Genomic DNA, 20,961 nt, shown 5'->3' with positions numbered 1-20,961 from the left:
TCTTGCCTGCTTTTGCATCCTCCGGGATTTCCCCCGTGTGTTAACAAGATATTTTTTTCGCGGTGCAAAGATATATTTTTTGTATAGATATGGAAATGATTTTCACATGTTTTTTTGTGAAATATTTAACTCCTTAAAATTTTACCTCACGCATTTACACCACATTACATCTTATTGTATTCCGTTGTAGTGACTTCCCGGTAAACGGAGCCACCTTGCGTGTTAACCTCATCCACAACCGTGGTAAGTGTTCGCTTCGAAACGGAGTATTGCGCTCTCTTCAGGTCTTCTCCACCTTCACTATCCGCATATACCAGTATGATCTCATCTTCATCCACAGTATAAGTCCCAGTGTAAGACCCTTCGTCTTCCCCTCCGTTTTCACGATAGTACTGCACAAAAGATCCATCTTCGCGAAAACGCATTTCCAGAACATTGTTTTCATCGTAAAGGTTTTCCGTTTCACTTACCTTTTCCCCGTCCTTGTAACGGATAAAATGATAATTCTCCGCTTCCCAGACACCTTCTACAGCCTTTTCCGGGGACACGGAATCATCATCATTACTACAGGAAGTAAACACAAAACCGGTAATCGCTAAAACCAACAACAATATTTTTTTCATATGAATTATTATTTTGCCACAAAAATAGCCAAAATAGCCAAGGTTACCTGCCTCCTTCACAAACTTTAGCTTTTACCGTCGCCGGCATCCGGACAAAACTTTGCAGTAGCACGACAGATACGTAAAGCATTCCTTTTTCCTGATTAAAATCGTACTTTTGGAGTCTTCAAACCTATAAAAAATAAGATCATGACAAATCATGTCACTACGAAATGGCTCGGCGATATGGCTTTTGAATCCACCAATCCTGCCGGAACACTGAAAATAGATGCAAGCCCTGAAGACGGAGGAAAAGGAGAAGGCCTGCGCCCTAAAGCATTAATGCTCTCTGCCGTAGCCGGATGTTCCGGACTGGATGTCGCTTCTCTTATTAAGAAAATGAAACTGGAAGTAGACGATTTTGTCATTGAAATAGATGCCGAACTCACGGATGAACACCCGAAGTACTACCACGAGGTTACCGTAGAATACCATTTTCACGGCAACAACCTGGACGAGAAAAAATTACAAAGGGCCGTAGACCTGTCCGTGGAGAAATACTGCGGCGTTATGGAAATGTTCCGTCACTTTGCCAAAATGAACATTAAGACCTTTTTTCATCAAAAATAAGGGAAAAACCATAGTTACGGGCTCCATCAAAGGTATCCTCGGTTACCCGATCCGGCATGTCACACCCGGCTACTTTACGAATACGAAAGAAGATCATATAACAGGATACGACTAAAGGAATAAATTCTATGCGCTGGACCATAAAACCGCAACCGGATACGGAAAAAATAAGGCAGCTTGCCGCATCTCTCGGTGTGGACCCTATTATTGCAGCCCTGCTTATACAGCGCGATATCGAAACCTTCGAAGAAGCCAAACGCTTTTTCCGGCCGTCTCTCGACCATCTCCACGACCCGTTCCTTATGCTGGACATGGACAAGGCCGTTCATCGTATAGAACAGGCTGTCAAAGACGGGGAGAACATCCTTGTATATGGCGATTACGATGTGGACGGCACGACATCTGTAGCATTGATGTCCTCGTATCTCCAGAGTTTCTATCCGCATGTAGCCACCTATATTCCGGATCGTTACGGAGAAGGTTACGGCGTTTCTTTCCAGGGTATCGATTACGCGTCAGATAACGGGATAACCCTTATCATAGCCCTGGATTGTGGTATCAAAGCCATAGACAAAATAAAATACGCAAGAGAAAAAGGCATTGATTTTATTGTTTGCGACCACCACCGCCCCGGAGAAATACTTCCGGACGCGGTAGCCATACTGGACCCGAAGAGGGAAGACTGCGAGTATCCTTACAATGAACTGTGTGGCTGCGGAGTGGGGTTCAAACTCATTCAGGCCCTGGCATCACGCCGGGGGCAAAATATCACAGATCTTATTCCTTACCTGGACCTGGTGGCAACGGCCATTGCTGCCGACATTGTTCCTATTACCGGGGAAAACCGGGTACTTGCCCATTATGGGCTCAAACAAATAAATTCCAGCCCCAGAGCGGGTATTAAGGCAATAATCCACACCCTCAACAAACAACAACTGAACATCTCTGATGTGGTTTTTATCGTTGCCCCGCGAATCAATGCCGCAGGACGTATGGAACACGGTCTGCATGCCGTAAACCTCCTCACGGAGACCGATTTTGATACTGCGGTGGAATTTGCAGGCAAAATTGAGATTTTCAATACGGACAGGAGACTGCTCGATCAGCAAATAACCGAAGAGGCCCTGCAACAGATCACAGACCGGATGGAACAGGAAAAACACACCACTGTGGTCTATGACGAAAGCTGGCATAAGGGCGTTATAGGTATTGTAGCATCAAGGCTTACCGATACATACTATCGTCCCACCCTGGTCTTTACCAGGACCGGGAATAAACTGGCGGCATCCGCCCGGTCTGTAAAAGGCTTTGATGTTTACAATGCCCTGGAAAATTGTGCAGATTGTATTGAACAGTTCGGGGGGCATAAATACGCTGCCGGGCTCACCCTGTTGCCCGAACAATACGAAAACTTCAAACAAAAGTTTGAAACCGTGGTTTCCGCTACCATAGACAAAAAACTTCTCGTGCCGGAAATCTCCGTAGATGCCGAACTGGACCTGCATAATATCACTCCCAAATTCTATCGCGTCCTGAAACAATTCGCCCCCTTCGGCCCGGGAAATATGGCGCCTGTCTTTATGTCTTCCAACTTACGGGATACCGGCTATGGCAAAGGCGTGGGAGAAGATGAAAAACACCTGAAAGTAACGGTTATCCAAAACAATTCTCCTGCATTTGGCGGTATAGGCTTCGGCCTCGGGAACAAAAAGGAGATCATCAGTAATCAAAAGCCCTTCCAAGCGGTATATTGTATCGAGGAAAATCACTGGAACGGCAATGTGAGTCTCCAATTGCGCCTGCAGGACATCAAGGAATAATTTCTTTTTCAAAACCTCAAAAAAATAATTGTCCACGTTGACAAGTGGCCCATCCATATACCAAAGAATTACATTTTATTTAGATTTAATAAAAATAATTGTATATTTGTGCATAATATATTAAGGAAAATACGCTATCCCGGCGATTAAATGTAGCATATAAAACACTTAAACCTGCTGTTATGAACGAAATATATTGCATCTACCGGAACGATATAGGAATCGCCTTCCAATGGCAAAGGGATATTGCAAGAAACAATTTCGGAAAATTACAGATCGTCTTTCGCGATATGGGCTTTTACCTCTCTCCCGGCGAAGTCGCCCAATTTTATAATTGCGTACGCCACGCCAAAGAATTTGAACGCTGTGCGGAATGCAGGCACAATAAGGAATACCGTTCCATTCTGCTGCGCACACCCGCAGATAAAGTAGACCTGGCCGTCAATGTCTACGAACTCCAGCAAATAGAAGACCTGATCGAAGGAACCCTATTCCAGATAAAACTGGACAATTACCTCAACCAGATCTGTGGGGAGTAGTGTCCGGCTCCGGCAGGCTTTTACTTCTTATATTCCTTTAATTCCAGCGTTTGACCGTCAAAAACGGCATATGTATAATATCCTATCCAATCCCCCAGATTAACATACGTCGCTGTTTCGTTCAGGTGTACTTCCAGTGGCAGGTGGCGATGGCCGAAGATAAAATAATCGTAGTGTTTCTGTTCCAGTTTACGCCTGCAGTACTGTACCAGCCATTCTTTATCCTCCCCGAGAAATTCTACATCCTCATCTCCCGATATAACCTTATTCTTAACGGAAAGGTACTGTGCTAGTCTTACACCAATATCGGGGTGCAGCCATCGGAAGAACCATTTGGCAACCGGGTTGGTAAACACTTTTTTCATGCGTTTATACCCCTTATCCCCCGGGCCCAGACCATCTCCGTGACCTATCAGGAATAGTTTATCATTCAGCAAAAATTCCCGGGGGTGATGAAAAACGGGAATATTCAGCTCCCCTTCGAAATAACCGTTCATCCACAGGTCGTGATTCCCTACAAAATAGTATACCGGGATTCCGCTATCCGTAATTTCTGCCAGTTTTCCCATAGTCCGGGTAAACCCTTTGGGAACTACTGTCTTGTACTCAAACCAGAAATCAAACAGGTCTCCTAACAAGAAAATCGCCGCCGCGTCTTCCTTCACCATATCCAACCACTGTACGAACTTCTTTTCCCTGGGCAGGCTTTTATCTCCTGTTGGCGCCCCGAGATGGTTATCGGATGCGAAATATATTTTTTTACCGCCCGGTATGTGAATGTTTGTCGTCTCCAAATTCAAGATACAAAGTTCAAAATTACTTTTCGGCCCGTATGACCTTAACGGTTATCCTCCGCATACCACTCCGCATAAGATGTTTCCGTTTCATGGAGTTTCAGCGAGTGCAAAGCCACATCTTCCGGCAACCTTGATTTTATTTTTTCGGCAAAATCGATCACCATGTTTTCACTGGTAGGCTGATAATCCACCAGCAACACATTATGCCCATGTCTTTTTAATTCTTCCGCAAGTTCGGCATGCGGGGTATTCTTGTTAAACACGGTGGCATGATCAAATGGGTCGACAATCTCTTCCTTTACGATCTTTTTAAGGTCACCGAAATCGATCACCATTCCCAATTTTACGTGAGATGAGTCCGTAATGGGTTTTCCAATTACCGTAACCGCCAGTTTATAACTGTGCCCGTGTACATTTTTGCACTTGCCGTCATAACCATAAAGGGCATGCCCGGTTTCAAAACCAAACAGTTTGGTAAGGCGAATGTTGCTCATAACTCCTCCGGATGTTTTTGCTTTTCTGCTGCAAAGATAACCAATTCGGAAATGGCAGGTTTTACCTTTAAGCGATTATTTATTTCCCCGCGGATTCTCACCAAAAGTATTTTAACCGGTGTAATACAAAATTATGTACATTTGCCGGCTTTTTATCTGTTTATTAATGGCAGTGAACGAACTGTTTGAGCAGTTGGATTTTATCGAAAATCCGCTCTATGAAAAAATAATTGCCGACCTGATGGACCGGCAATACAGTATCGTAGAAAATTTCTTCCCCGGGGAAGAAGTCATCGCTTTACGCAATTCTCTTCTGGAAAAATACGAAGAAGACCGTTTTAAGAAGGCTGCCATAGGAAACCGTCTCAGTGAAGTTGTCGAAAAGGCGGTTCGGGGCGACTTTATCCTCTGGCTCAACGAAGCCGGGGCCAACAAAGCGGAAGAACACTTTTTCAACAGGATAAACGATCTCATCGCTTACCTCAACAAAACGTGTTTTATGGGAATCTTACATAAAGAGTTTCACTATGCCGTATATCCCAAAGGGACTTTCTATAAAAGGCACCTGGACACCTTCCAGAACGATGACAGGCGTAAACTCTCTATAGTGTATTACCTGAACGAAGAAGACTGGTTGCCGGAATACGGCGGGGAGCTCGTTATCTACCCTGATGAAAACGGTAAGCCCCCCATTACCGTGTATCCTTTCCCGGGAAAGATGGTGATCTTTGAAAGCCAGATACTGGAACACGAAGTAAAACCCGTGGAAAGGGAACGGCTGAGTATTACAGGATGGTTGAAAACCAGGTAAAACTATATAGCTTGCCCTTTTAACATATCGGTTTCGGACAGGTAATCCAGGTATTTCTCAAAATAACCCGCTTCGGCCTTATCTCCGGATATATAGTAATCAATTTTTTTTCCTTCGGAGGAGCTGCTGACATCTATCTTTGTCATCAGGTTATTCACCGTTCCTTCATTACCGTCCAGGATCCGAATATGTCCCGGTATCAATTTTCGTATTTGTTCCCGGAAGAAAATGAAATGCGTACATCCGAGAACGATAGAATTGTATTTGCTCCAGTCCGGTTGTGACAGTTTTTTCTCCAGGTAAGCATTCACCTCCGGCCCGTCCAGTTTAAAATGCTCTGCAAACATCACCAGTTCCTGGAGAGACAGGTAATCCACTCTGCCATCCGCTTTCAGGTTATGCACCAGATCGTTCAGTTTTTCTTCTTTAAGGGTAAGGTCTGTGGCACAAACAAGTACCTTATACGCTTCACTGCTTTCCACGGCAGGTTTTACGGCAGGTTCCATACCGATAATGGGAAAATCGTACTTTTCCCGAAGGTCCCGGACTGCAGCGCTGGTGGCCGTGTTACAGGCCAGCACCAGGGCCTTCAATCCCTTTGCCGCTAAAAAATCCACGGCCTGAAAGACCAACTCTTTTATTTCTTCCCTGCTCTTTGTCCCATACGGGGCATTCCGGGAATCCCCGAAGTATATAAAGTCTTCCCCGGGCATCTTCTTTATGGCCTCATACAATACGGTAAGCCCTCCGGCGCCGGAGTCAAAAAAAGCGATGTGCATACTATGTCTTTTAACTGCTCAGGTATGGAACAGACAATCTGTTTTAGCAAAGGTAACAAATGTACCCTAACTATATAAACTGCATATTTCCGGTTTCAGGGCAAACGCATTAAAAAAACTATAATTGCAACGTTTAATGGCTCCGGGTTTAAAATTCCAGGTTGCAAGTTGCAGGTTGTATTTAGCCAGTTCGCAGGTCCGGAACCTGCAACTTGTAACAAAAAAATCCCTCCAACTCCATCCCGATATATATCGGGACTCCTCAACCCCGAACTGTAACACGGTTACCGCTTACGGATTACTAATTACTGCTCCCCTGTTTCCGGTATTCGTATTATCTTTTTAATTTTAATATATTAGCCACAAATACTTAACCTAAATTTTCTGTGCTATGAAAGATTACAATCCCAGGGTAATTGAAGCATTGGCCAAAGAGTTCAAAACGACCCCGCAAAGCATTGTGTATTGCCTGAACAACCAGAACAATTTCCCGTTTTTTGCCAGTGAATTACGACTGGAATATAATTACCTGATCCGAAAATGGAAAATTTAGGTTAAAATCCCAGAATGAGTTTAGCGATAAGAAAGTAGATAAAAACGCCAAGTATATCATTGCTGGTGGTGATAAACGGTCCGGTAGAAACCGCCGGGTCCAATCCTCTTCTATCCAGAAAAATGGGAACAAACGTTCCAATAAGCGCCGCGTTGATAATTACGGTAACCAGGGCAACACAGATGGTCAGAGAAATCAGATAGGATGTATGAAAACCGAAATGGCTTATAAGGAAAACAATAGAAGAAATCCCTAAGGCATTGACCAGGCCCAGCATAAATTCCTTGAGCAACCGGTGAAATATCTTCCCTTTTATAGTGCCGTTGGCCAATCCCTGTACTACTATTGCAGATGACTGAATGCCGACATTCCCGGCTGTGGATTGTATCAGCGGCACAAAAATAAGCAGAATTACGTACTTTTCCATCGCGGTCTCAAATCCGTTGATAATACTCGCCGCTCCGAGTCCGCCGAACATTCCTATCAACAACCAGGGCAACCGGGCTTTGGTAAGTTTCCAGATACTGTCATCGGCTTCCACGTCCCGGGTGATACCCGCAGCCAACTGGTAATCTTTCTCCGCTTCTTCCCGGATAACGTCCACGATATCATCTATCGTAATACGTCCCACCAGCCTTCCGGATTCATCTACTACGGGAATGGCCTCCAGGTCATATTTGGACATCACCCTGGCCACGTCTTCTGCTTTATCGGTCACGGCCACGTAGTCTACTTTCGGAATATATACATCCCGGATATGGGTTTTCGTGGAGGTTGTCAATAAATCTTTGAGGGACAGTCTTCCTTTCAGCCTGTCATTGTCATCCACCACGTAAATGGAATGGACCCTGGTAACGTGTTCGGCCTGCTGCCGCATTTCTTTTACGCAGGTAAGTACGTTCCAGTTTTCATTTACCTTAACCAGCTCTTTCGCCATAAGTCCCCCGGCAGAGTTCTCATCATAACGGAGCAGCTCCACAATATCCTTCGCGTGCTCTTTATCTTCGATATGAGAGATAACCTGTTTCTTTCGCTCTTCGGAAAGTTCGGCTATAATGTCGGCGGCATCATCGGTGTCCAGTTCCAGGAGTTCGTCGGCAATTTCCCGGGCAGAGAGATTTCCCAGTATCCTTTCCCGGACATCATCATCCAGCTCGGTAAGCGTATCGGAAGTTTTCCCACTATCCAGCAGTTTGATGAGATAGGTAGCTTCTTCCAGGTTCAGCTCATTGATGATCTCGGCGATATCGGCATAGTGCAGTTCATTGAGGATCTGCAACAGGGTACTGTTGTTCCTTTCCTCTATGAGCTGTTCTATCTGCTCTAAAAGTTCATCACTGAGTTTAAACGGCGCCATCTTCTATCTTTTGTGTTAGCCGGATGAAGTCCTGAACACTTAATTGTTCCGGACGCTGGCCAAAGATAGCATCTTCTTTTAAAATATCGGATAATCCCAATGTTTTTAAACTATTACGTAGGGTTTTCCTCCTTTGGCCAAATGCTGTTTTTACTATTTTAAAGAAAAGCTTTTCATTGCACGGCAACCGGAAATCTTCTTTTCTGCGCAACCTCAACACTCCCGATTTTACCTTAGGCGGCGGTGTAAATACGTTTTCCGACACGGTAAAGAGATATTCGGCATCGTAAAAAGCCTGTACCAGCACGGAAAGTATACCATAGGCTTTACTTCCTTCTCTCTCACAGACCCGTTCTGCTACTTCCTTCTGGAACATCCCGGAAAACTCGGGTACCTGCTCGCGCATATCCAGCATTTTAAATACGATCTGCGAGGATATATTATAAGGAAAATTACCTATAATCGCAAAAGGTTCGTCTTTAAACACCTCACGGACATCATATCTCAGAAAATCTTTGCTGATGATCCGGCCGGAGAGATCGGGATAATGTTCTTTCAGATAAGCAACGGACTCCGTATCGATTTCTACTACGTAAGTGGAAATATCATCTTTCCTGAGCAGATATTTAGTGAGCACTCCCATTCCTGGGCCTATCTCCAGTACATTCTTATACCCCTGCATACTAAGGGTATCGGCAATTTTTACGGCGATATTCTCATCGTTGAGAAAATGTTGTCCCAGATGCTTTTTAGGCCTCACTTTTTCTTCCCCGGTGAAGGGAGATCGCTCTTTCCTGTTCCAGTTTTTTGTCATTTTTTCCCTCTATATCCCGGAGATAATCCCAGGTCTAATGTTCACTGATTATTTCCAGTTCCGTTCGAAAGGTCACAAATTTATCCGCAAAACGTTTCTGCCCTTCTTCTCTCAGGCGCGAAGCATCTTCTTTATAGTATTTCTCCAGGGTAGCCTTGCTGTCCGCTATATACTGCACGGAATACGTAACCCCTCCCATCTCTTCCTCTACAAGTACTTTGAGCATCCTGGCATTACTGAACTTCCCGGTAGCCAGCATATCCGGAATATGGGTATCACGCATCCAGACCAGCCATTCATCGTGAACGGCTTCATCAATATTTATGGTAACATTGTAAATATACATTTGTGTTTTTTATTTTAGTACATGACAAAATTAGATTCTGGCACTATTTGTCGGAAAATCAGTTTTACCCTTCCCGATAATTACCGGGACTAAAGGGAACCCTATATTTATCGGGATCTCCCTTTAGGGCCGGGGTCAAATCCCGATCCCGATATGTATCGGGACTTTCGGGAGAGGAAAATCCTGCGGGATTGAATTTTGTCATGTACTAAGGTTTTTTATATAAAGTTTGCCGCGTAATGTTTCAGGCTCCGTCTCCTCTCAACTTCCGGTACGCCTTCCTGGATTCAACAAAATAAATACTATCCTCGTGTTCAAAGATAATCTTCTCGTAATACGGAATGGCTTTTTCCGGTTCCTTCAAGCGATATTCGTATAATTGCCCGAGGGCAAAAAGGGCATCATCCATCCAGATATCATACGGATAAAATTCTATGATCTTCCGGTAATTGTATTCGGCCTTTTCGTACTGCTGCTGCTTTTCAAAAAGTTCAGCCTGCCGGAACAGTGCTTCGTCCTTGATACTCTCTCCCTGGTGATTGACAAGTACCGAATCGAGCAGCGCTATGGCTTTATCATTTTCATTCTGGTACGCGTATAAATCGGCACGGGCATAGGTTTTCAAGGCCGTGTGTGTGGAATCTTCCAGTATATTATCGGAGATAAGCAGGCTGAGTTGCATGGCGTCGTTGGCAATAAGCTGCGACGCAGACTCCCTTAAAACTTTTAACTGTGTGAGCGCCCAGTCAAAATCTCCCTTATAGAAACTGGTTTGTGCCACCTTGAACCGGGCTTCCTGGGCTATTACATCATTTTTTATCATCTTCTGCACCTGCGAATAGTAGATCAATGCACGGTTGAATTTCTCCGAGTACACCAACACATCCGCATAGGCCATTTTCACTCTGGCTTCTTCCAGGGTATTCAGCGGTACTTCATCAAGTATCTGCTTTAAAAGCTCCTCTGCCTTAACCGTATCTTCCATTTGAAAGGCCCGGAATCTGGCATAGGCCACCTGTACATGCAAGGTACTGTTATTAATTCCGTATTCCTCCAGCAGGGCCAGAAACTTATCGTCTATAGCCTCATAGACAGATGCATCTCCTTTTTCAATCTGCATCTGCAGTATATTGAGATGGGCCTGTAACTGCACGGAAACCGTACCGGTGTTTTCTATTACAAATTCAAATATCGCGGTTGCGGTATCGTTATCCTTGTCGTTCATGGCCATAATTCCCAGGCTTATGAAGGGTTGCAGACTAACGGCCTCGGCCCGTTTAAAAATGGCTTTTTCCTGGGTAAAAGCCGAAGCATACTGTCTTTGGCGGACGAACAGCCAACTCAGTAATTCGTTCCAAAGGATATCGGGAGAGGTCTGTGCCCTTTTAAGGATCAATTTCCGCAATAACTGGTTATTCGGATGGGAAGCATCGTCGGTAATAAATTGGGAAATGATCCGCTGTACATGCGACAGATCCATATTCTGTCGGGAAGCAATGAGATCCAGCAAGCTGTTATACATTTTCTCCATATCCCCTTTTTCCCCGTAAAGCTGTGCCACCTGGTAGTCGATATTCAGCCGTGGGTCCAGTTCCTTTCCTTTTTCGTAAACGGCGATGGCCTCATCCAGCATATTCTTCTCCTGGAAATTACGTCCCACGGTATAGGTATACGCCGGCCGATCTTCAACTGCTTTAAAAGCCTTGTCATAATATTCCCCGGCTTTCCCTTTTTCCCCTGCCAGGGCATAATTATATCCCAGTTCTATAAAGTAGACCGGCGAGGCATTGCTCTGTTGTTCTATCCGTTCGAGTAAAACGGCTTCGGCCTCGTCGTATCTTTCCAGTTGCTGATAGCATGTCACAAGGAGCTGCAACTGGTTTGTCCGGGGATTTTCTTTGTACAGTTTCTCATACAGGGCAAGTGCTTTTTCAAATTCCCCCCTGTCAAAATATTGCTTGGCAAGTATATCTTCCTGGGAAAAAAGTTGAAAAGCAAACAAGGCACATATGAGAAAACTGATTGCTTTCATGGATTTATAGGTTTGTAAGGCACAGGGATTACCCGGAGACTTTCCATCATCCCGGCTGGAGTTATAAACATCATCCTCAAGCAAATACCATATCCGTTTTATACAAAATGACAGCAGTAATTACTTCCGGGTATTCCCTTCACTCACCCAAGTTACGAAATTCTGTCAAACCCGGTATAAGGCACCAGTACTTCCGGTATCCTTATGCCGTCTTTATCCTGGTAGTTTTCCAGGATACCCGCAAGTACCCTGGGAATGGCAAGCGAACTGCCGTTAAGGGCGTGGCAAAGGGTCATTTTCCCTTCTTTATTTTTAAAGCGCAGTTTGAGTCTGTTACTCTGGTAGTCCTCGCAATTGGAAACCGAACTGATTTCCAGCCACCGTTCCTGCGCGGTTGAAAATACTTCGAAGTCAAAGGTTATGGCAGCCGTGAATCCCAGGTCCCCGCCACAAAGCTGGAGGATACGATAGGGGAGTTGCAGTTCCTTCAAAATACCTTTTACATGTTCTACCATTTCATCCAGGGCCTTATAGGAGTTTTCCGGACGGGTAATCTGAATGATCTCCACTTTTTCGAACTGATGCAAACGGTTCAACCCTCTGACATGAGCTCCATAAGATCCTGCTTCCCTACGGAAACAAGGTGTATGCGTTGTCGCTTTTACGGGAAGTTCATCTTCCTGCACAATGGTATCCCGGTAACAGTTCATCATCGGTACTTCCCCGGTAGGAATCACATAAAGATCGTCTTTATCTATGTGATACATTTGTCCTTCTTTATCCGGTAACTGCCCGGTTCCGTAACCCGAAGCTTCATTGACAAAATACGGCAGGAAATACTCAAAATATCCTGCTTCGCGGTTCTTATCCAGGAAATAGCTGATCAATGCCCTTTGCAACCTGGCTCCCTTACCCTTATAGACAGGAAAACCGGCCCCGGTAATCTTACTGCCGAGGTCAAAATCGATAAGGTCATATTTTTTGGCCAGCTCCCAATGTGGTAAAGCCCCTTCTTCCAACTGCGGGATATCTCCCAGGCGGAAAACTTCTACATTATCCTCGTCGGAAGTTCCCGGAGGAACGGTTTCATGAGGTACGTTGGGTATACGGTACAACACCTCGTTAAGTGCGGCAGCCGTTTCGTTCAGTTTTTCGTTCAGCTCTTTGGATTCTGTCTTAAGCACAGCGGTTTTTTCCTTGAGCTCATTTGCTTTCTGCTGTTCTCCGCTCTTAAAAAGGTTGCCTATCTCTTTCGACAATCTATTAGATTCTGCCAGGGTACTGTCTAATGTTGCCTGAACCCCTCTGCGTTCTTCATCCAGCCGTAGCGCCTCGTTTACCAGCTCTTCGGCCTCCTTACCCAGATTGCGCTTTTCCAGTCCGCGGATTACCCGGTCTTTGTTCTCTCTAATAAATTGTAATTGCAGCATTGTTAAATAGGTAATTTTTATGTTGAAAAAAATCCTGATCGCCCTTTTTTAGGCCGAGCGACAAATTTAAGAAGATTTCAGTCAATTTCAGGGCTTATTTTCCTGTGAATTCCCCTTCTTATTCGTATCCGGGGATAACCATTGTGTTTTTTCCTGCGGTTCGGGCAATATCCAGGTACTGTGCCGGAAAGGGTCCCACTTCTCTGCGGCAAGGTCCGTTTCGGGATCTATAAAAGGATAGGCCGGCCTGCGATTAACACTTAGCCTGCCAATGGCGTAGACGGCAACATCTTTCCCTTCCGCAGCATATTCTTTCTTCAGTCGCTGTGCAAATTGCCATATAACATCGGGTTTGGTGGCCACAATCCTCCGTTGTTTGGGAGAAAGACGATCTTTAGGATACACCAATTCCGTTTTCCCGCTTTCCTTGTCCACTACCTTAAAATGCATATATCCTCCCTTGCTGCGCAACATCATCCGCCAGCTCATACGATGCGCTTCTTCCGTCCAGAGCACATCCCCGGGGATAAACCAATGCCGTAACGGAAGGGCAAGTTGTATGAGAAAATATAGTATCCCTACACCTAAAACAAGGTTTTTATAGTCGGGCACTCTTACCTCTCCGGCAGTGTAAAGCGGTTTCTTTTTCAGAAAAATGTTCCGAATGACTCTCGGCTCAAAGAAAAAGAGGGTAAACCCAAGGGACATATATGGGAATATACCAATCTGAAAGACAAAGGAATTAAAAAGGTGAAAAACGACCGATGCCAGAAAAGCAATTTTTCTTGTAGGCTTCCACAGTAGCAACGGCACGATCAGGCCATCAAAAAGTATCCCTGCCCAGGTAATAAATACATGCACCCCATGCTGTTGCAAAAATTCACCGACCACGGGATAATTTTTTCTACCTAGCATCAGGTTTTCCACCACCGTGTAGTTCAACCAGTCCGGATACAACTTCGCCACGGAAGCATAAGTATACACAATACCAACCTGGAGAATAATGATAACCGAACACCATCCGGGCATGGAGATATCCCGGACATTCCCGTTTTGTTTCGCATCGACGGAAAGGTAACGGTTTGCCGGTTGCACCAGCATGAGCAGGCACATGAGAATAAGCAGGTAGTAATGATTGTTATAGGATGCCTTCTGCATAAGGTATGTCGCTGTCCACATCAGCGTAAAGGCTGCCATACTCCAACGATATTTATACCCTATCATAACAAACAACCCGAAAAGTCCCATCACAGCATAGTAGACATACATCCAGTTACCAGGAAGCGGTTGCAGCCAGTCGAAACCGATAAAATTAAACGTGAATTCCGGCTGGATCAATGTTCTTTTTATCCAACCGGTAAATATGGCCCCGACCGATTCCAATAAGATCAGCAATCCGAAAAGGACCCGGAAAACGATGAGCGGGGCATTGTCTATACGCTTAAACAGGAAGGTAGTCATGGATTTTTATGGATATTATAGATGAGGTTTCTAACACCCCCCTGCCCCCCTCAAGGGGGGGAACTGTAACGGTCTTTTAAAAAGACGAATAATTCCCCCCCTTGAGGGGGCCAGGAGGGTGTACCCGTTTTAAAAAATTAAAAATTCCTTATAGTTTCCCAATATAATCAAGGGCTTTTTCCTTGTCTTTGTCCAGTTGAGCAGACAAGATTTCCACCGATTCAAAACGAACCTCATCCCGCAATCTTTTCAGCATGTCCACCTGTATCTTTTCTCCGTAAATATCCCGGTCGAAATCAAAAAAGTGTATTTCTATGGACTGTGTCGTACCGTTTACGGTAGGATTAAAACCAATATTCATCATGCCATAAACAGTCTTTCCGGCTATCGCGCTCTTCACCACATAAACCCCGTTCCGGGGAATGAGCTTATATTTTTCCGCAATCCGCAAATTGGCCGTCGGAAAACTGATCTGTCTTCCGAGCCCTTTACCTTTTACGACTTCACCGGTAAGCATAAAATCATATCCCAGGTATGAATTGGCAGTTTCCATATCTCCATCGTGCAGTGCTTTGCGTATTTTCGTGGAACTTACCGAAACCTCGTTAACTTCCTCCACCCCTATCTCTTCCACTTCAAAATCGTAAGTTTCCCCGAATTTCACAAGGTCGGCGATCGTTGCCGTGCGGTTTCTGCCAAAACGATGGTCATAACCTATGATCACCTTTTTAGCACGGAGTTTTTCCACGATAATATCCTTTACAAACTCTATGGCCGTAAGCCGAGAAAACTCCCGGGTAAAAGGGTAGATAATCAGTTGGTCCAGGCCACTTTTTTCCAGTATAGATATTTTTTCATCCAGGGTATTTATGAGTTTTATATCCGCATCCTGCTGCAAAACCATTCGCGGATGAGGGAAGAAAGTAAAAATGGTAGATTTCAGATTATTGGCCTGAGCGCTCGAAATAAGTTTGTCTAATATTTTTCTGTGACCTATATGTACTCCGTCAAAAGTACCTATTGTTACTACAGAAAAGCCGGCTTCACTATCGTCTGAGAGTGTTTTTTTAATAATCACGAACAAAGGTTTTTATCCAACACTACAAAGTAACAAATTTTAATTGTCTAAAACTCATATTCCCACTTATAAAAAGGCAATGTCAGTCATACACCACACCCCTTTCTTATGGAATTTTACAGCTATCCGAACTAAGGGGCCAACAGGTAAAACCATAAAAACCGGGAGTGAGACTTCCCTTTTCTGCCGTATTAATTCCAATTTATTATTTACATTTACCATTATATATCCAACCTATGAAAAGACCTCTACTTTCTTTTATATTCCTGATTTTCCTTATCCTGTCTGCGAATGCACAGCAAACCCCGTGGGAAAAAGTTGCTCTCGATCATCAGCCGGCCTCCATTCTCCGTTCCGGGCAGAAAGCAGATGGATACCGCCTGGAACTCAACGCTCTTAAAAGCACCCTGGGCACGACCCCGGGCGCTCGTACCAGTTTACAAGGCAAAGGCAAAAAAGTAGTTTCCTTCCCGGTTAAAAACGGTGTTATGGAAGATTTTGAAGTGACAGAAACCCGGTTTCTCTCCGAGAAACTCTCTCAAAAATACCCTGGCATAAGGTCATATTCCGGAAGATCAGTGACCAATCCGCAAACGGAAATACGTTTCAGTATGGATGATTTTGGGTTCCACGGTGTAATCTACGACAAGACGGAGACCTACTACATCAACCCGGATGATCAGAACAGGGACATTTATTTCCTGGCATCCCGCCAATCCTTTTCCCCGTATGACCACGACTTCGAATGTATGGCAAAAGAACAAGCCAGGGCCATGGGATTGAAGCGTTCAACAGGGCAAAGAGGTCCGGATGACGGGCAGATGAGGACTTTTCGTCTTGCCCTGGCATGTACAGGTGAATTTACACAATACCATATCGATGCCGCCGGAGTAAACAACGGGACAAATACACAAAAAAAGGCTGCTGTACTTTCTGCTATGAACACCATTATGACCCGTGTCAATGGCATTTACGCAAGAGACCTGTCCCTCACCATGCAGCTTATAGACAACAACGACGAACTTATCTTTCTCGACCCGGATACGGACGGAATGACCAATAACCAGGGAAGGACACTTATTGATGAAATACAACCAATTATAGATAATATCATAGGGGCCGGAAATTACGATATAGGCCATGTTTTCAGTACTGGAGCCGGTGGGGTCGCACAGCTTAACTCTCCGTGTACTGCTTCAAAAGCCATGGGGGTCACCGGAACGTCATCGCCCGTAGGCGATCCTTTTGCGGTAGATTATGTAGCTCATGAAATGGGGCACCAGTTCGGGGCTACACATACGTTTAACAATGATTGCGACGGTGAAATAAGCAGCGGAACTGCCGTAGAACCGGGAAGCGGTTCTACCATTATGGCATATGCCGGAATATGCCCTCCAAACATACAAAATAACAGTGACGCCTATTTTCACGCGGTCAGCATTGCCCAGATATGGAAAAATATCACGGAAGGAAACAGCACCTGTGCCACACTGGAAAGCACAGGCAACCAGGCACCTTCGGCAAACGCGGGTGCAGATTACGTAATTCCGGCCGGCACCCCTTTTGTTCTTACCGGGACTGCTTCCGATCCGGACGGGGACGACCTGTCCTATAGCTGGGAACAGACAGACAACCAGATACACGAAGGTTATCCGGAAGCGTCTTCTGCCGGCGGTCCCGTATTCCGCTCTTACAATCCTGCCGGAGAGCCGACACGGTATTTCCCGCGGCTAAACGATATTCTTTCCGGTGAACTGGCCAATACATGGGAAGTCCTGCCGGCTGTTCGGCGCGAGTTAAATTTCTCTTTTCTGGTACGCGACAACAATGTGGCGGGAGGACAAACGGCAAGAGACGATATGTACATTACCGTAAATAATGATGCCGGTCCTTTTATCATAACCTCCCACCAAAACGAAAAAACAATGACCGGCGGGGATACGGAGACCGTTACCTGGGACGTGGCAGGAACCAATACGGGAACTATTTCTGCGGAACTGGTAGATATCCTGCTTTCTACGGATAGTAGTTTTAACGAACCTGTCACACTCGCTTCCGGCGTACCGAATAACGGATCGGCTACGGTGATTGTCCCCGGGGGAATCGGTACTACCAATGCCAGGATCATGGTAAAACCACAGGGAAATATCTTTTTTTCCGTCAATACGGCAAACCTTACGATAGAACCCGGCGATTTTGTCATGGATTTCGAAAGCCTGTCCGAAAAAATATGCAGCTCCGATGAGGCTGTCTATTCTTTCGTATACCGTACCTATGAAGGATTTGGCGATGAAACCGTATTTACTGCCGAAGTTCCGGCAGGTCTTAATGCAGCATTCACCCCCGGTTCGGCCACTTCCGACGGCACTTCGGTAGAAGTTAAAATCACAGATTTCTCCGCTACGGGAGAATACGACATCACGGTTAAAGGAACATCCGGAGAACAGATCAGGGAAATCCCTTTGTCACTACAGGTATATAACGAAGATTTTGAAAATGTAGCCCTTTCGGCCCCGGCGAATGGTGCGGAAGAACTTCGCCCTTCCTTCGGAATCACTCTCGAATGGGAAGAATCTCCCAATGCCATGGCCTATGATGTTCAATTGTCTGCAGAAAGCAATTTCTCCACAATACTGGAAACCGCGTCGGTGGCATTCCCTTACTACGAACCTGAAAATCTGGAAAACGACCGCACCTATTACTGGAGAGTAAAACCGAAAAACCCCTGCGGTGAAGGCGAATATGGCGATCCTTTTGCTTTCCACACGCTGGAAACACAATGCAAAACATATACCGGCAATGAAACCGTTACCATTCCGGAAAACACCGCCACTACCGTAACATCATCCCTCTCCATTGCAGATGATGATATCATTACCGGCGGCATTTCCCTGTCACTTGATATAACCCACTCCTGGATATCGGATCTTACTGTAAGCCTTACTTCCCCTTCGGGAACGACCGTGCGCATCCTTTCCGGTATTTGCGATGAAGCACAAAATATAAACGCCCTATTCAGTACCACAGGCGAAACTGTAACCTGTAATAACAATCCCGCTGTAAGCGGCACCGTAAGGCCCGAAGAAGCCCTTACCCTGTTTCGCGGGGAATCCATGCAGGGCACCTGGACGCTTTCGGTTACGGACTCCCATGCAGAAGACGGTGGCACGATCAATTCCTTCGGTATTACCAGGTGCCCTTCCCCGGCAGCAGATAATTTCAGGATAAAAATTACGGACGAATCCTGTAAAGGCACTAAAGACGGTATTGTTGACGTGCAGGCGGAAGTTGCTCTTAACTACCGGGTGGGATTCAGCGGAAATAATGTGGACCTCACGGAGAGTTTTACGGACAGCTGGCAAGCGACTGACCTGGAACCCGGCACCTATCAATTATGTTTTACCATAGAAGACAATCCGGTGTACATGCAGTGCTTTGATGTAGCTGTAGCGCCATCGGGAGACCTCTCCGTTTATTCCGAAGTCAGCGCGACGGACAACACCCTCAAACTGCAACTGGAGGGAGGAGCATTATACACTGTTGAACATAACGGAATCCGGATGGAAACTACGGAAAGCAATGTAGCCCTGGATCTGAAATCCGGAAAAAACACTATTCTTATTAAAACGGACAAGCCATGCCAGGGTATCTATGAAGAAGATATTTATATTGCCCCGGACGATGTGGTCATCTATCCCAATCCGTTTTCCGACAGCGCCAGTGCCTACATCGGCAGCAATATCCAGGGTGAACTCAATATATCCGTGTATTCCCTTTCCGGTAAATTAATGGCCTCCAAAAGTCATACCGATGCCCGCGAACACATAGACCTGGGGCTGCACGCTTTTCCCCCGGGCGTGTATCTTGTGAAAATCAAGGGAAAAGACATTCGTAAAACCTCCAAAATTGTAAAAAGATAAGAAATACGGCCTCTTTTTAAAAAACTCTCATTTCGACACCTTTAAAATATTTTTTATTACTCATAGCGATATTTAATGTTAAATTATTCTTATATTCGTTACCCCGATCTTATATTTATAACATTAATCTACGCCTATGAGAATTTTTTACTTCTTTATTTTATTGACCGGAATTCTTTTTTGGAGCTCGTGCGAGAGCGACGATGATTCCACCAGCAATGGTTCTTTAACCGTAAGTGCCGACACTACAATGGTACAGGTTGGGGAAACCATAACCTTCTCCGTTATAACAAACAAAGGAGATGACGTAACCGCTTCCGCTACCATAACAGTAAACAATAAGGTACTGGAAGAAAATACTTTTATCCCTGCCCAAACCGGCACTTACGAGGTAAAAGCAAGTTTTAAAAACCTTATTACCGCCTCGCATTACGAAGTGATAGCAGTAGATCGTGAAGCCTCTTCCATTGAAATTTCTTCGGAGCAGACCACGCTGAGCCTCGGAGAAGTATTTTCATTTCTCGTAACAACGGATACAGGAGTTGACGTTACCTATGAATCCGTCATCACCGTGGGTGAAGATACGCTGGAACGGGAAAGGTTCTTACCGGAAAGACCGGGCACTTTCTCCGCAATGGCAACTTATGCAGGACTGGAAAGCGCCCCGATCGATATTGAAGTACTGCCTAATTCCATTTCGGTTGAAGCAGATAAAAGCGATATTCTCCTGGGCGAAACCGTTACTTTCACGGTTTTTGCCGATTCTGATATAGATATCACTCCCGAAGCCACCATTATGGTTGGCGAAGAAGAGATAGAAGGCAACACATTTACACCCGGAGAAGCCGGTACTTACACGATAACAGCCAGCTACGGGGAATTCACCAGTGATCCTGTTGAAATTAACGTATCAGATAACTTCTTTGTTCTGAATGACACCACTTACGAAACTCCCACAGGTACTTTTGCTTATTTCGGGACTTTCCAGGGTGAAAACGGCCTGGAATCCATTTGGGCATTCAATCCGTTCCTGGAAATAGACAACGGCGACGGTACGGCCAGTTACCCCAATGACCTGTATATCTACATTGCATTGGAACAGCCGGAAACCGGAGATCTCGTATTCCCTTCAAACGGCACATATACCTACCTGGCCGGCACCCTTCCGGAAATCTTCGACGCACAGGTTTTCTATGATAATAATCCGTGGGTAGGGGCAGACGAATCCTTCGAGACTATTGCACTGGAAGTAACAGGAATGGGAACATGGGTCAATGCCGAAACTTCCGTAGAACGCATTGAATATACCATCACCAAAGAAGATGGTTCTGTCGTAACCGGACAATACAGCGGTCCTGTCTTTGCCTGGGATGCCTCCGGAGGCCGAAGGGAAAAAGAAAAAACTGTTATAAATGCTCCTTTCATAAAACAAGGGACTTTCAGTAAGAGATAATTCAATCCCCCGGATCATTCCACACGATTATGCGGAATTTTCCGG

At 45.2% G+C, this 20,961-nt stretch carries 18 protein-coding genes; 7 read left to right on the top strand and 11 right to left on the bottom strand.

The genetic code is table 11. The annotated features are described in order from the left end of the window. Positions 1–164 precede the first annotated feature (164 nt). Positions 165–623 carry a lipocalin family protein gene (locus ACVBDY_RS19395; protein WP_447177119.1) on the bottom strand — a complete coding sequence of 153 codons (459 nt, stop codon included), beginning with the start codon at positions 621–623 and terminating at the stop codon, positions 165–167. Between the two features lie 189 nt (positions 624–812). On the opposite strand from ACVBDY_RS19395, the gene ACVBDY_RS19390 reads away from it, so the two are divergent. From ACVBDY_RS19390 to ACVBDY_RS19380, 3 genes are all read left to right on the top strand, one after another. Next, positions 813–1,232, top strand: coding sequence for an OsmC family protein (locus ACVBDY_RS19390; RefSeq protein ID WP_447177118.1), 420 nt, complete (start codon positions 813–815; stop codon positions 1,230–1,232). Between the two features lie 128 nt (positions 1,233–1,360). After that, entirely contained in the window at positions 1,361–3,052 is a 1,692-nt protein-coding gene (recJ, locus tag ACVBDY_RS19385) for a single-stranded-DNA-specific exonuclease RecJ (protein WP_447177117.1), read from the top strand. Between the two features lie 182 nt (positions 3,053–3,234). Next, positions 3,235–3,591: a hypothetical protein gene (locus ACVBDY_RS19380; RefSeq protein ID WP_447177116.1), complete on the top strand. Its 357-nt coding sequence runs from the start codon at positions 3,235–3,237 to the stop codon at positions 3,589–3,591. A gap of 20 nt (positions 3,592–3,611) precedes the next feature. On the opposite strand, the gene ACVBDY_RS19375 is transcribed toward ACVBDY_RS19380, so the two are convergent. Further along, on the bottom strand, positions 3,612–4,370 hold the full coding sequence (locus ACVBDY_RS19375) for a UDP-2,3-diacylglucosamine diphosphatase (protein WP_447177249.1): 759 nt from the start codon (positions 4,368–4,370) through the stop codon (positions 3,612–3,614). Positions 4,371–4,429: 59 nt separating this feature from the next. Continuing rightward, positions 4,430–4,882, bottom strand: coding sequence for a 6-pyruvoyl trahydropterin synthase family protein (locus tag ACVBDY_RS19370; protein WP_447177115.1), 453 nt, complete (start codon positions 4,880–4,882; stop codon positions 4,430–4,432). 166 nt (positions 4,883–5,048) lie between these two features. Here ACVBDY_RS19370 and ACVBDY_RS19365 point away from each other — a divergent pair, with 166 nt between their 5' ends. Continuing rightward, on the top strand, positions 5,049–5,693 hold the full coding sequence (locus ACVBDY_RS19365; protein WP_447177114.1) for a 2OG-Fe(II) oxygenase: 645 nt from the start codon (positions 5,049–5,051) through the stop codon (positions 5,691–5,693). 2 nt (positions 5,694–5,695) lie between these two features. Here ACVBDY_RS19365 and murI read toward each other — a convergent pair whose 3' ends face one another. Beyond that, entirely contained in the window at positions 5,696–6,472 is a 777-nt protein-coding gene (gene murI, locus ACVBDY_RS19360) for a glutamate racemase (RefSeq protein WP_447177113.1), read from the bottom strand. Between the two features lie 391 nt (positions 6,473–6,863). Between murI and ACVBDY_RS19355 the strand changes: the two genes are divergently transcribed. Continuing rightward, complete coding sequence (locus tag ACVBDY_RS19355) at positions 6,864–7,025, top strand: hypothetical protein (protein WP_447177112.1); 162 nt, start codon at positions 6,864–6,866, stop codon at positions 7,023–7,025. Position 7,026: 1 nt separating this feature from the next. Here the strand turns inward: ACVBDY_RS19355 and mgtE are convergent, their stop codons facing one another. From mgtE to ACVBDY_RS19320, 7 genes are all read right to left on the bottom strand, one after another. Next, positions 7,027–8,382, bottom strand: coding sequence for a magnesium transporter (gene mgtE / locus ACVBDY_RS19350; protein ID WP_447177111.1), 1,356 nt, complete (start codon positions 8,380–8,382; stop codon positions 7,027–7,029). Beyond that, positions 8,369–9,196 carry a 16S rRNA (adenine(1518)-N(6)/adenine(1519)-N(6))-dimethyltransferase RsmA gene (gene rsmA / locus ACVBDY_RS19345; RefSeq protein ID WP_447177110.1) on the bottom strand — a complete coding sequence of 276 codons (828 nt, stop codon included), beginning with the start codon at positions 9,194–9,196 and terminating at the stop codon, positions 8,369–8,371. The genes mgtE and rsmA overlap by 14 nt, the downstream gene beginning before the upstream one ends. Before the next feature lie 34 nt (positions 9,197–9,230). After that, on the bottom strand, positions 9,231–9,542 hold the full coding sequence (locus tag ACVBDY_RS19340; RefSeq protein ID WP_447177109.1) for a DUF4286 family protein: 312 nt from the start codon (positions 9,540–9,542) through the stop codon (positions 9,231–9,233). Positions 9,543–9,786: 244 nt separating this feature from the next. Next, positions 9,787–11,574, bottom strand: coding sequence for a tetratricopeptide repeat protein (locus ACVBDY_RS19335; RefSeq protein ID WP_447177108.1), 1,788 nt, complete (start codon positions 11,572–11,574; stop codon positions 9,787–9,789). 152 nt (positions 11,575–11,726) lie between these two features. Beyond that, positions 11,727–13,004, bottom strand: coding sequence for a serine--tRNA ligase (gene serS, locus ACVBDY_RS19330; protein WP_447177107.1), 1,278 nt, complete (start codon positions 13,002–13,004; stop codon positions 11,727–11,729). An 87-nt stretch (positions 13,005–13,091) separates the two neighbouring features. Then, positions 13,092–14,465 (bottom strand): HTTM domain-containing protein, encoded by a 1,374-nt coding sequence (locus tag ACVBDY_RS19325; RefSeq protein ID WP_447177106.1) that lies wholly within the window; start codon positions 14,463–14,465, stop codon positions 13,092–13,094. A 148-nt stretch (positions 14,466–14,613) separates the two neighbouring features. After that, a complete protein-coding gene (locus ACVBDY_RS19320; RefSeq protein ID WP_447177105.1) occupies positions 14,614–15,543 on the bottom strand; it encodes a bifunctional riboflavin kinase/FAD synthetase in 930 nt (309 codons plus the stop codon). A 236-nt stretch (positions 15,544–15,779) separates the two neighbouring features. Between ACVBDY_RS19320 and ACVBDY_RS19315 the strand changes: the two genes are divergently transcribed. Together ACVBDY_RS19315 and ACVBDY_RS19310 are read left to right on the top strand one after the other, a co-directional pair. Then, positions 15,780–19,463 carry a reprolysin-like metallopeptidase gene (locus ACVBDY_RS19315; protein WP_447177104.1) on the top strand — a complete coding sequence of 1,228 codons (3,684 nt, stop codon included), beginning with the start codon at positions 15,780–15,782 and terminating at the stop codon, positions 19,461–19,463. A 136-nt stretch (positions 19,464–19,599) separates the two neighbouring features. After that, entirely contained in the window at positions 19,600–20,916 is a 1,317-nt protein-coding gene (locus ACVBDY_RS19310; RefSeq protein WP_447177103.1) for a hypothetical protein, read from the top strand. The last annotated feature ends 45 nt before the right edge of the window (positions 20,917–20,961 follow it).

The organism is Sinomicrobium halophytocola, assembly GCF_052983395.1.
The sequence above is the reverse complement of the archived record's forward strand: the minus strand, read 5'-3'. Positions and strand labels throughout refer to the sequence as shown.